Raw genomic sequence first — 11,746 nt, 5'->3', positions numbered from 1 at the left:
GGCTTTATTGGAGTAAGTAGTTAATGCAAGTATTACGTCCTATTACTGTCAATGATTTTGCAGCACTTAAAGAGATTGCCATTGAATCAGGTCATGGTTTCACCTCTTTACCTGTCGATGACGGGCAACTACAAGAAAAAATTGACCGTGCACAAAGCAGCTTTACTAAAAACGTAGATAAGCCTCTCGACGAAAGCTATTTATTTGTTTTAGAAGACAGTGAATCTGGCAAAGTAATTGGTACTACCGCCATAGAAGCAGCCGTCGGGTTATCTGTGCCTTTGTACCATTACCATTTAGGGAAAACCGTCCATCACTCACCCACTTTAAATGTTTACAATACCGTCGATATTTTAAGTATGTGTAATGACTACACTGGCTGCTCAGAAATATGTACTTTATTTTTGCGTGAAGACAACAGAAAAGGCTTAACAGGACGATTTTTATCACGATCACGCTTTTTATTTATGGCACAGCACAGTGAACGCTTTGCCGACACTGTAATTGCGGAAATGCGCGGAGTAAGCGATGAAGCAGGACACTCGCCATTTTGGCAATGGTTACAAGAACACTTTTTTAGTATTGAATTCCCACAAGCCGACCACTTAGTAGGCCTAGGCGATAAAGTATTTATTAGTGAACTCATGCCTAAATACCCTATTTATGTAAACTTGCTAAGTAAAAAGGCACAAGCGGTGATTGGCCATGTCCATGATAAAACCAAGCCTGCACTTAAGTTGCTTGAAAAAGAAGGGTTTGAACACCGTGGCTACGTTGATTTATTTGACGCAGGCCCCACAGTAGAGGCAAAGCTCGGTAATATTCGCAGTATTCGTGATTCACAGGTGTGCCCAATTACCATTGGTGAGCTTGAGCATATTAATGAGCAAAGCTCAGATACCCTCGCAATTTGTAATCAAGGGGTCAACGACTTTAGAGCCACGTTCACTAAACACGCTCATTATAATCACGCAAAACACACCTTAGTTATCAGCCAAGAAGTAGCTGATGCACTTCATTTAAATCAAGGAGATGCAGCGCGATTTTTCCGCCTGTAACACTATTTATGAACACACAACTAATTAATAACCAATGGCACGCAGGCCAAGGCCCTGCTTTTAATTCTGTTAACCCAAGTAATGGCGAAATTGTTTGGCAAGGTAATGGTGCCAGCCCAGAACAAGTTAGCAGTGCAATTGAAGCGGCAAGAGCCGCACAAGTTCAATGGGCCGATATGCCAATTGAACAACGTATTACCATTTTAGAAAGCTTCGTTGCCCAATTAAAAGAACACAGCGAAGAGTTTGCCACTGTTATTGCTAGTGAAACAGGTAAACCACTATGGGAAACACGCACCGAAGTGGGCGCGATGACAGGCAAGGTGGCTATTGCTATTCGTGCTTACAATGAACGTACAGGCACAACCGAAAACCCAATGCCTGGCGCAAAAGCCTTTATTCGCCATAAACCACATGGTGTAGTGGCTATCTTTGGCCCGTATAATTTTCCAGGTCACTTACCCAATGGTCATATAGTCCCTGCTATATTAGCGGGTAATACCGTGGTGTTTAAACCATCAGAACTAACTCCTCACGTAGCCCAGTTTACTTTAGAGCTGTGGCTAAAAGCAGGCTTACCTGCTGGGGTTATAAACCTTGTTCAAGGTGAACTGGAAACAGGTAAAGCGCTTGCCTCACATCAAGATATCGATGGCTTATTCTTTACTGGTAGCTCAAACACAGGGCATTTATTACATAAACAATTTGCTGGTCATCCCGGTAAGATCTTAGCGCTTGAAATGGGCGGTAACAATCCGCTAGTGGTTAAAGATGTTGCTGATGTGAGCGCCGCCGTGCACGATATTATTCAATCGGGCTTTATTACTTCGGGTCAGCGTTGTACCTGTGCACGTCGTTTATTTATTGAAAAATCAGCCAATGGCGATGCGATTTTAGAAAAGCTGATCAGTGCAACCAAAAATATTCTTGTCGATGATAGCTTTGCTGATGATCAACCATTTATGGGCGCCATGATCAGTGAAAAAGCCGCGTTAGGCATGGTTGCAGCGCAAGCTGACCTAGTTAAACAAGGTGCTGAAGTACTCGTTGAGCTTAAACAATTAAAACCAGGCACTGGCTTTGTCAGCCCAGGGATTATTGATGTCACTAATATCGATGAAATCGCCGATGAAGAACACTTTGGTCCGCTAATTAAAGTATACCGCTACACTGACTTTGATAGCGCCATAGCAGAAGCGAACAACACCAGCTTTGGTTTATCTGCAGGTTTACTTGCAGACAGCGAAGATGATTACAGCCACTTTTTAAAGCGTATTCGTGCCGGTATTGTTAACTGGAACCGCCCTATTACAGGCGCATCAAGCGCAGCGCCATTTGGTGGCATAGGTGCCAGTGGTAACCACAGAGCCAGTGCATACTATGCTGCAGATTACTGCGCATACCCAGTGGCCTCAGTAGAGTCAGAGAAAGTTAATTTACCGCAAACCCTCGCGCCGGGCTTAATAATTGAATAACAATTTTAGAAAAATTTAAGGATTTACCATGCATACCAATGTAAACACATTATTTGATAACTTATGGCAAAACTACCTAACCGTAACGCCATCAGCTGATAAAATTCATGACTTATTAGGCTCAACTCAAAAAGACGACATTATTAACGACCATATTGCTTTGCGTACTTTTAATATTGAAAAAGTAGGCCTTGAAAAGCTGGCTGCGCACTTTTTAGCGATTGGTTATAAAGAATGTGGTGAGTACCACTTTGAAGCAAAAAAACTCTACGCCAAACATTATGAGCATAGCGACCCGACACAGCCTAAAGTTTTTATCTCTGAGTTATTAGTTGAAAAATGCTCGCCTGAACTACAAGCAATTGTTACTGATATGGTGGCACAAATTGACGAAAGCGCAGTGACTGCCGATAACTTTTTATATTCAGGCACGCATTGGCAAGTAAGCACCGATACATACAAAAAGTTATTAGCTGAGAGCGAATATGCGGCGTGGATGTCTGCGTGGGGTTACCGTGCTAATCACTTTACTGTGAACATTAACACCTTAGCTAAGTTTGATAACATCCATGATGTAAACCAAGCTCTTAAAGATGCAGGCTTTGCGCTTAACACCTCAGGAGGCGAAGTAAAAGGCTCGCCAGAGGTGCTATTAGAGCAATCATCAACATTAGCTGATGAATGCGCCGTAACCTTTAGTGATGGCGATATGCGCATTCCTAGCTGTTTTTACGAGTTTGCTATTCGTTACCCAAAACCAGATGGTGAAATTTACACTGGATTTGTTGCAGCCTCTGCAGATAAAATTTTCGAGAGCACCAACGCACGTTAACTGTGTTGTGCTAAATTAAAAAAAGCCCGTTTTTGGGCTTTTTTTGTCTCTGAGAAAAAGCTCACTTATAAATTATAAAAACAACGGCTTGTAGTCGTTTTCTAATTGTTCAAATGACAAATTACCAATAAAACGACCAAAGCTCAGCCACGTAGCAAGACCTCTTAAATCTTTAAAATGGGGCGGCACAAATTGCGGGTTTTCAATCACACCTAAATCATGTAGTTGCGATATTAACCTAAAGTCATCAATTGATATTTTACCCACCAGCAATAGCGGTAATTGGTCAATTCTGCCAAGCTGTATCGCCACCCGAATTAAGTTATAAACCAATACAAAGCCTTTTATATAAGCAATGTCTTTGGTAAACGGTAAGCCGGTTGCCGTGCTACCTCTAAATACCCGCTGTGCAAGGGTATAGCTGTCGTCTTTTGATAACCCTTGTGCCACATAATCTCGGTATATATCTACAAACTCTGCACCATCAATCACTTTGGTGACGGCTTGAATACGGTTTACTAATTTTGATAAGCGCCTAGGCGTTGACTTTAAAGTAATAATTTCAGTCAGTACTGCAAGCCCCTCCTGGGTCACCGTAGAGCTTGGTGTGCCTTTACTCAAGCAAGTTAAATAAGGTTGCGCTAAGCCATTTTGAGTCGTGCCTACATGGATCCATCCCTCGTGCACTTCTAAAATATCTAATTCGCGCTGAGAAAACTTAACATCTTGATTGAGCTTAATATTATTAGCACCTGCTGCTGCATCGCTGACAATACCATCACTTAGCATTACCTCTACGTTTATTCCCGGCATGCTGGCATTGACCTGTTCAGATAAAATTCGCACCGCGTCGCTGGCATCAATATTTTTAGGATCTTCAGGCAAAATATCCGCTGCAAGTAAATTTTTTAAAGGCTGTTCGAGCATATTAGCCAGTTCTGATAGCGATGGCTCACCGGCATGAAACAAATCTTTAGGATGACCAAATAGCTCCACTGATAAGTCATGAAACTCTGGCGTACCGCGGTATTCAAGCATGCTCAGAACCGTTTTATATTCGGTACACATTTTACCCATATATTGTGCAATTGGGTTTAATTGCCCCAACTGGTTAATAATATTGCGGTGCAGTGTTGAAAATGCTTGGCGCAACTCGCTAGGAACAAACCCTAAATCGCGCTGTTGATAATAAGCACGATCAATAAGTGGATTTTTTTGACATTTTTGTCTAAAAAATTCCTCTTTAATTTGTTTATCCCAATTTATTGCATCGAGTATTCTAATGGGTGTTTGCAATGCAATGAGTTGGTCGGATAATTCACGAGTTTTCAAAAGTAACGCTTTGTCTATCATGGTAAAAGCTCAACAAAAAGTGAACTTTGAGCATAATTTATAAATGAAAAATAACAAAGCAATATCATACTTTTTAGACTATTGTTTTTATGATGATCGACCCTCACTTCTATAGCGTATGAGTGATTAAATAAAAGGGACAAACAATGAAAAATGAAATCGACAATAAACAGATTCTAGCGGTTTACGAACGCATTCAACAACGCGGAGAAGTCACAGAAGAAGGTAAATTTTATCAAGGGATCACTGCATTTTCTGATATTGACGGCTATACCGTCTATTTACAAGGCAGTGGTGTTTTACTTCGCTTTGGGTTTCATAATACTTATCACCTTGATTATGAACATGACAAACACAAAGACGACTTTTTGAAAAAACTTTACAACATAGCTAATGAAGAGTGATGCGATCAACAAATAGAAGAAACAGACCAACCAGTTCGCGCAATTTGCAGTTTATTAACCAAGTTATTGCGCAATTAAAAGCAGAGCCTGAAAAACTGCAACTCATCAAAAACAACCTTGCTTATTACCGTGCGCAAACGCATTTAAAACGTGGATTTTTACTTGCAATAGAACGCTTTGATTGGGTATTTGAAGCGACCGATAATATTGATGAAATTTGCGACCAAATTATGGCTGACGATTATATTGGCAACCGTTTAAGACGTTATCCTTTGTTATTTAAAGGCGTTGTTGAAACCTAAACAGCGTCTTTATTTATCTCTTCACTAAGTTAACATTTCTGTAAATTAATCTCATATTACACTTCCTAAATCTTTTTTCTTGGATCTTCCCACAAACTCGCCTTACCGCTTTTTAAAGTAACCTGCCCACAAAAAATACAATTAGTACTCTAATATTTATCACACTAATAAATAAATCACTAAAAGTTTCACCAATTATGTAAAAAAAATATTTACACCGCAAAAAGCAATCAAAAAAAACACACGTAACAAGTTGTTATTAAATGATATTTTATAAAAATCCAGCTTGTTAATATAACTTCATTTTAGACTTATTTTATTAATTATTTATCCACATTTCAGACACTCACCATTTGCACGAACCTTGAATTGTTAGAGCTATTACCTTAAGCTTATCTTTATTGAACGATCAATTAATAAAAATTATGCCTAAAGTTGGAATGGAACCTGTAAGGCGTCAGCAGCTAATTGACGCAACAATAGAGTCAGTTGCTCAAAAAGGGTTACAAGCAACCACAATTAATAGTATTAGCAAAAATGCGGGGATGTCCTCTGGCATAATTAGCCATTACTTTGGTGGGAAACAGGGGCTAATTGAAGCAACTGTGCGTTACTTACTGTCTAACTTGAAAGATGACTTGATCAGCAAAGTAGATGAAAAGACCACGCCAACTCAAAGGTTAATGTTTATTGTTGAATCAAACTTTGCGCTAGTACAACAACGAAAAGACACCACTCGGACGTGGTTAAGTTTTTGGGCGCAATCAATGCACGACAAGGAACTTCATCGTTTACAAAATGTAAACAGCAAACGCTTGCAAAGCAATTTAACCGTTTCATTTAAGCAATTAATGCCTTTAGCGCAAGCAAATCTCGCGGCAGAGTTAACCGCAGCAATGATCGATGGTTTATGGCTACGAGCCGTATTAAGCCAATCAGACGAAAATCAGTTTAAACACAGTGAATCACTGGCTAAAAACTACGTGCATTCACTTATCAAGCAATATGGAGCCTAACGTGACTACACCTATCTATCAAAACTTTATCAACGGTCAATTCCTTGCAAACAAAAGCGGCGAAACATTTGATGTAGTAAATCCTGCAACCGGCCAAGTAATTTATGCCGTTGAAGTTGCCGATGAATACGTTCAAAACGCAGCAATTGAAAGTGCAAAACAAGGCTTTAAAGTTTGGTCAGCCATGACCCCTATTGAGCGCAGCCGTATTTTATTAACCGCCGTTGCTATTTTACGCAAGCGTAATGATGAGCTTGCACTAGTTGAAGTGCTCGATACCGGTAAACCAATGCAAGAAGCTAACTGCGTAGATGTTGAAACAGGTGCAGATGTAATTGAATATTTTGCAGGCCTTGCCCCTGCACAAGTTGGTCAACAACAAATGGTTGGCGATGACTTTTACTACACACGCAAAGAGCCTTTAGGTATTTGTGCTGGTATTGGTGCATGGAACTACCCATTACAAATTGCATGTTGGAAGTCTGGCCCTGCCCTTGCAGCGGGTAATGCATTTATTTTTAAACCTTCAGAAGAAACCCCGCTTGGCGCAATTAAATTAGCAGAGGTGTTTATTGAAGCAGGTGTACCCGCTGGCGTATTCAATGTAGTTCAAGGCGCGAGTGAAGTAGGCCAATGGCTTACTGCACACCAAGATATTGAAAAAGTATCGTTTACTGGTGAAGTAGGTACCGGTAAGAAAGTCGTCGCCAGTGCTGCAGGTACATTAAAAGATGTGACTATGGAACTAGGTGGTAAATCGCCGTTACTTGTCTTTGACGATGCCAATATAGAGCAAGCAGTAAGCGCGGCAATGTTAGGGAACTTTTATACCCAAGGTGAAATTTGTACTAATTGCACTCGTATCTATGTTCACAAAAATGTGTACCAGCAGTTTATTGATGAGCTTAAAACTCGCACCGAAAACAATATTATTGCCGGTGATCCACAAGATTTAAACACTAACTTTGGCGCGCTTATTTCTAAAAAGCATCAAGATTTAGTGCTGAGCTACATCAACAAAGGCCTTGAAGAAGGGGCAACGCTATTAACCGGTGGCTCAACGCTTTCACCAGCATCTGCGCCAAATGGTTATTTTGTAGCGCCAACCGTATTTGTTGATTGCAACGATGAAATGACCATCGTTAAAGAAGAAATTTTTGGCCCAGTAATGAGCGTTTTAGTATTTGATGACGAAGATGATGTAATTGCACGTGCTAACGGCACTCACTTAGGTTTAGCTGCAGGCGTTTTCACCAGCGATATTAAACGTGCTCATCGCGTTATTCATCAGCTACAAGCCGGTATTTGTTGGATCAATGCTTACGGTAACTCGCCGGCAGAAATGCCTGTAGGTGGCTATAAGCAATCAGGTATCGGCCGCGAAAACGGCATACAAACGCTTGATCATTACACGCAAACTAAGTCTGTTTATGTTGGTATGGCTGACATAGAAAGCCCATTTTAAGGAATCATTATGAACCACTCTTTTGATTATATTATTGTAGGCGCAGGCTCTGCAGGCTGTGTGTTAGCAAATCGCTTGTCTGAAGATTCAAGTAACAAAGTATTGTTACTTGAAACCGGCGGCAGCGATAAAAGCATCTTTATTAAAATGCCCACTGCTCTGTCGATTCCAATGAATACCGATAAGTATGCGTGGCAATTTCATACGCAGCCAGAAAAGTACTTAGATAACCGTGAAATGCACTGCCCACGCGGTAAAGTGCTTGGCGGCTCATCATCTATTAATGGCATGGTGTATGTACGTGGTCATGCGAAAGATTTTGATGAATGGCAGCAACATGGCGCTAATGGCTGGGATTATCAAGCCTGTTTACCGTATTTTAAAAAAGCAGAAAGTTTTTACCTAGGTGAAAACAGCCATCGTGGTGGAAAAGGCCCCCTTGGCGTTAATAACGGTAATAACATGGAAAACCCTTTGTATAGCGCCTTTATTGATGCTGGTGCTCAAGCGGGTTATGCCACTACAGCTGATTATAATAGTGCTCAACAAGAAGGCTTTGGCCCTATGCACATGACCGTTAAAAACGGTGTGCGCAGCTCAGCCTCTCGTGAATATTTAGATCCGATTAAGCATCGCAGTAATTTAACAATTGTAACCGGTGCACTTGCGCAGCGCGTTATTTTAGACGGTAAAAAAGCAACCGGTATTGAATACAAGCTCAATGGCACAGTTAAAACAGCCAAAGCAAATAAAGAGGTTATTTTAAGTGCGGGCTCTATCGGTTCACCTCACCTGTTACAACTGTCCGGTATTGGTGATACACAAATACTTGAAAAAGCAGGTGTTGAAGTAAAACATCACCTACCAGGTGTTGGTCAAAACTTGCAAGATCATCTCGAGTTTTACTTTCAATATAAGTGTAAACAACCCATTACTTTAAACGGTAAATTAGGCTTGTTTTCAAAAGGCTTGATTGGTGCAAAATGGCTGCTTACCCGTAAAGGTTTAGGCTCAACTAATCACTTTGAATCATGTGCGTTTATTCGCTCAAAACCCGGTGTTGAATGGCCAGATATTCAGTATCACTTTTTACCGGCAGCAATGCGTTACGATGGACGCAGTGCTTTTGCAGGGCATGGTTTTCAAGTGCATGTAGGTCATAACAAACCTAAAAGTCGTGGCAGTGTCACCATTGCATCAGCTGATCCAACACAACCACCAAAAATTGTGTTTAATTATCTTGAGCATCAAGACGACATTGAAGGCTTTAGAGCGTGCGTACGTTTAACGCGTGAAATCATTGAACAACCTGCCTTTGACAATTTCCGTGGTGAAGAAATTCAACCAGGGCAACAAGTTCAAACTGATGAGCAAATTGATGCCTTTGTGCGCCAAGCAGTAGAAAGTGCTTACCACCCTTCTTGCTCTTGTAAAATGGGTGAAGACGCCATGGCGGTGGTTAATTCAAACACTCAAGTGCATGGCATGCAAAGCTTGCGTGTGGTTGACTCGTCAATTTTTCCAACAATACCTAACGGTAATTTAAATGCGCCTACCATTATGGTTGCCGAAAAAGCCGCTGATATTATTTTAGGAAATAAGCCCTTAGCTCATACAGGAGTTGATGTTGTGAATGCCACTGATTGGCAAACTACACAACGAAATAAAACCCTTTAATTTAGCCTGCCATAAAGGCCACTCCTTTAAGCAAAATGCTTTAAGGAGTGCCTTTATGCGCCTTGCAGTGGCTCACAAGCATAAATAGGTTATGCCTGTGTTAATGCAAGCACAATAAAAAACGGAGTATATATGTGTTACTTTTATTCATTCTGGGAGGGCGATAATGACTATTTGGCTTAATGCTGGCATTATTTTCACCTTACTTGCGATTGTTGCTATTTTAATTAAATGGGGCAATGTACGCGTAGTAGGCGTCACACCAGTGAGAACATTCACCTTTATAGCAATCCTGTTTACCTCGGGCCTAGACGTTGGCCTCATTATGTTTCCTTTAACCGAATTTGCCGGTTATGCAGACATAAAAGCAAGCCCAGAATATGCATTTGCCAACCCTCTCTCTATTGAGTTTGGTTATTGGGGATTTTTAATTTGGGGATTTTATTTTCTTACGTGCTTTTATTTCTGTGTAATAGAACCCAAAGTAAAATTTTTTGAAATTCCATGGGTTAAATTTTTAAACAACGTAGTTATCATTGGTACTTGTGCGTTTACCGCTTACTTACTATTGAGCAACCTACCGTGGTATTTACCTGAACTCGGAGACGGCTCGAATGTTATTCCTGAGTTTTACTTAATCGTGCTTGCCGCTATTTGTTTTGCGGTGTATTCAAGCACCGATATTAAATATGTTCGTTTTTTAAGCATTGCTACTACTTGGTTGTTTATCGCGTTAATTGGTTTTATGTGGGCTGATGCCTTCTTATTTGGCGATAGCGAACTCTCTGCATTTACTAAAAACATTGGATTAATTGGTAATTACTTTGCCAACATCAATGAGTTTGTATTACCACTGAATGATTACCATGAGTTTTACTTATTTTGGTGGTTTGCGTGGAGCATTATGATTGGTCAATTTACATCGCGTTTTGTGGGCGGTTTAAAAACCTATCAAGTCCTTGGTGCTATGCTGATTTTCCCATCGATTCCAATCGCTATCTGGTTTAGTGTGTTATATCACTACCATGAAGCCGGTATTCCAACCGAGGGAATCAAAAACTTTGCTATGGTGTTTGTAGGTATCGTATTTGTTATTAACTCGCTCGATTCACTGATTCGTTTATACACAGATAATTTAAACCTAACCGTAAAACGCTTTGGTAAATTTAAATATATTGCCATGAACGTTGTCGCTTTGTCGCTACTAACATTGCTATTTAAGCTTGAGTTTTTGCAAATTCAATGGGTGGGTGCTTTAGTTATAGGGTTATTCTTTATTTGCCTTGGTTTTATTGCCTACAGCAAACTTAAAACGGTCAGCAATATCGAAGGATCGCCTAAAGCGAATAAAATTGATTACACAAAAATAGAAACTATCAGCTAGTAAAACACATGAACAATAAATTAAAACAACTTTTTATCGCTTTACCGTTCACCGTTTTATCAACAACGGCAGCGGCTAACTGGTCAACAACGATTACGGCTGCATCTGATTACACCTTTAATGGTGTATCACAAACAGATAACGATCCGGCACTGCAAGCAAGCCTTGACTACGCGTATGATAACGGTGTTTATGCCGGTGTATGGGCATCAAACGTAGATTTTGGTGATGACACCGACTTTGAACTAGATGCTTATGTAGGCCGATACATTCAGTTAAACGAACAAGTAAGCCTGGATTACGGTATTGCTTATTACACTTACCAAGGTAATAACAGCGATGGTAACTACGCCGAAGCGTATACTAAATTTGGTTACACCAGTGACTACGGCCAAACAGAGCTTAACTTTTGGTACAGCTGGGATTACTTTGGCTACGATACTGGCCATGTGATTTCTATGATTGCGCACACTTACGAGCTTGCGCCAAATCATGCGATTCGTGCCAGCTTTGATATTTCAAACTCACTCGATGGCAATAAGTTCCAATGGGATGAAGCTAAGGGCGACAAATCGTATTATCACTACCGCTTAGCATACCAAACGAGCTATGAAGGGTTTGGCATTGAAGTGGCTGCTGAGAATACCAGCCTAGATTACGATTACGCAGATGAGCGAATTGTACTTGCTATCTCACGTACATTTGACTTGTAATAACTAGGTTTACCATTTAGTAAACACAAAAAACACGCTACCCAGTAGCGTGTTTTTTTATTGCCTA

At 40.5% G+C, this 11,746-nt stretch carries 11 protein-coding genes; 10 read left to right on the top strand and 1 reads right to left on the bottom strand.

The window, feature by feature from the left end; translation table 11 throughout:
• Positions 1-23 precede the first annotated feature (23 nt).
• The 3 genes from astA to P20311_RS07830 are packed head-to-tail and all read left to right on the top strand — an operon-like array spanning position 24 to position 3,365.
• The gene (gene astA / locus P20311_RS07840) at positions 24-1,058 is read left to right on the top strand and encodes an arginine N-succinyltransferase (RefSeq protein ID WP_008111473.1); all 1,035 of its coding nucleotides are present in this window, start codon (positions 24-26) and stop codon (positions 1,056-1,058) included.
• A gap of 8 nt (positions 1,059-1,066) precedes the next feature.
• Positions 1,067-2,533 carry a succinylglutamate-semialdehyde dehydrogenase gene (gene astD, locus P20311_RS07835; RefSeq protein WP_008111470.1) on the top strand — a complete coding sequence of 489 codons (1,467 nt, stop codon included), beginning with the start codon at positions 1,067-1,069 and terminating at the stop codon, positions 2,531-2,533.
• Between the two features lie 28 nt (positions 2,534-2,561).
• Complete coding sequence (locus P20311_RS07830) at positions 2,562-3,365, top strand: DUF1338 domain-containing protein (RefSeq protein ID WP_008111467.1); 804 nt, start codon at positions 2,562-2,564, stop codon at positions 3,363-3,365.
• 72 nt (positions 3,366-3,437) lie between these two features.
• On the opposite strand, the gene P20311_RS07825 is transcribed toward P20311_RS07830, so the two are convergent.
• Entirely contained in the window at positions 3,438-4,718 is a 1,281-nt protein-coding gene (locus P20311_RS07825) for a flavohemoglobin expression-modulating QEGLA motif protein (protein WP_036933200.1), read from the bottom strand.
• A gap of 146 nt (positions 4,719-4,864) precedes the next feature.
• Here P20311_RS07825 and P20311_RS07820 point away from each other — a divergent pair, with 146 nt between their 5' ends.
• From P20311_RS07820 to P20311_RS07790, 7 genes are all read left to right on the top strand, one after another.
• Complete coding sequence (locus P20311_RS07820; protein WP_008111462.1) at positions 4,865-5,122, top strand: DUF3081 domain-containing protein; 258 nt, start codon at positions 4,865-4,867, stop codon at positions 5,120-5,122.
• Positions 5,122-5,424, top strand: a complete 303-nt coding sequence (locus P20311_RS07815) for a hypothetical protein (RefSeq protein ID WP_024600891.1) — start codon at positions 5,122-5,124, stop codon at positions 5,422-5,424. Before P20311_RS07820 ends, P20311_RS07815 begins: the two co-directional genes overlap by 1 nt.
• Positions 5,425-5,864: 440 nt before the next feature.
• Positions 5,865-6,440 carry a transcriptional regulator BetI gene (gene betI / locus P20311_RS07810; RefSeq protein ID WP_008111458.1) on the top strand — a complete coding sequence of 192 codons (576 nt, stop codon included), beginning with the start codon at positions 5,865-5,867 and terminating at the stop codon, positions 6,438-6,440.
• 1 nt (position 6,441) lies between these two features.
• Entirely contained in the window at positions 6,442-7,905 is a 1,464-nt protein-coding gene (betB, locus tag P20311_RS07805) for a betaine-aldehyde dehydrogenase (protein WP_008111456.1), read from the top strand.
• Positions 7,906-7,914: 9 nt separating this feature from the next.
• Positions 7,915-9,582, top strand: coding sequence for a choline dehydrogenase (gene betA, locus P20311_RS07800; RefSeq protein WP_008111455.1), 1,668 nt, complete (start codon positions 7,915-7,917; stop codon positions 9,580-9,582).
• Positions 9,583-9,748: 166 nt separating this feature from the next.
• Positions 9,749-10,966 carry a BCCT family transporter gene (locus tag P20311_RS07795; protein ID WP_008111451.1) on the top strand — a complete coding sequence of 406 codons (1,218 nt, stop codon included), beginning with the start codon at positions 9,749-9,751 and terminating at the stop codon, positions 10,964-10,966.
• A gap of 8 nt (positions 10,967-10,974) precedes the next feature.
• Positions 10,975-11,679, top strand: coding sequence for a TorF family putative porin (locus P20311_RS07790; RefSeq protein WP_008111449.1), 705 nt, complete (start codon positions 10,975-10,977; stop codon positions 11,677-11,679).
• Positions 11,680-11,746: the final 67 nt, after the last annotated feature.

This window comes from Pseudoalteromonas sp. BSi20311 (assembly GCF_000239875.1).
Lineage (GTDB): Bacteria > Pseudomonadota > Gammaproteobacteria > Enterobacterales > Alteromonadaceae > Pseudoalteromonas.
This window is presented reverse-complemented; position numbering and strand designations above follow the sequence as displayed.

Bases quoted from the DNA above. Each gene is read 5' to 3' on its own strand.
- betI (WP_008111458.1), top strand. From the start codon at position 5,865: ATGGAACCTGTAAGGCGTCAGCAGCTAATTGACGCAACAATAGAGTCA.
- P20311_RS07815 (WP_024600891.1), top strand. From the start codon at position 5,122: ATGCGATCAACAAATAGAAGAAACAGACCAACCAGTTCGCGCAATTTG.
- P20311_RS07790 (WP_008111449.1), top strand. From the start codon at position 10,975: ATGAACAATAAATTAAAACAACTTTTTATCGCTTTACCGTTCACCGTT.
- P20311_RS07825 (WP_036933200.1), bottom strand. From the start codon at position 4,718: ATGATAGACAAAGCGTTACTTTTGAAAACTCGTGAATTATCCGACCAA.
- P20311_RS07830 (WP_008111467.1), top strand. From the start codon at position 2,562: ATGCATACCAATGTAAACACATTATTTGATAACTTATGGCAAAACTAC.
- betA (WP_008111455.1), top strand. From the start codon at position 7,915: ATGAACCACTCTTTTGATTATATTATTGTAGGCGCAGGCTCTGCAGGC.
- P20311_RS07795 (WP_008111451.1), top strand. From the start codon at position 9,749: ATGACTATTTGGCTTAATGCTGGCATTATTTTCACCTTACTTGCGATT.
- P20311_RS07820 (WP_008111462.1), top strand. From the start codon at position 4,865: ATGAAAAATGAAATCGACAATAAACAGATTCTAGCGGTTTACGAACGC.
- astD (WP_008111470.1), top strand. From the start codon at position 1,067: ATGAACACACAACTAATTAATAACCAATGGCACGCAGGCCAAGGCCCT.
- astA (WP_008111473.1), top strand. From the start codon at position 24: ATGCAAGTATTACGTCCTATTACTGTCAATGATTTTGCAGCACTTAAA.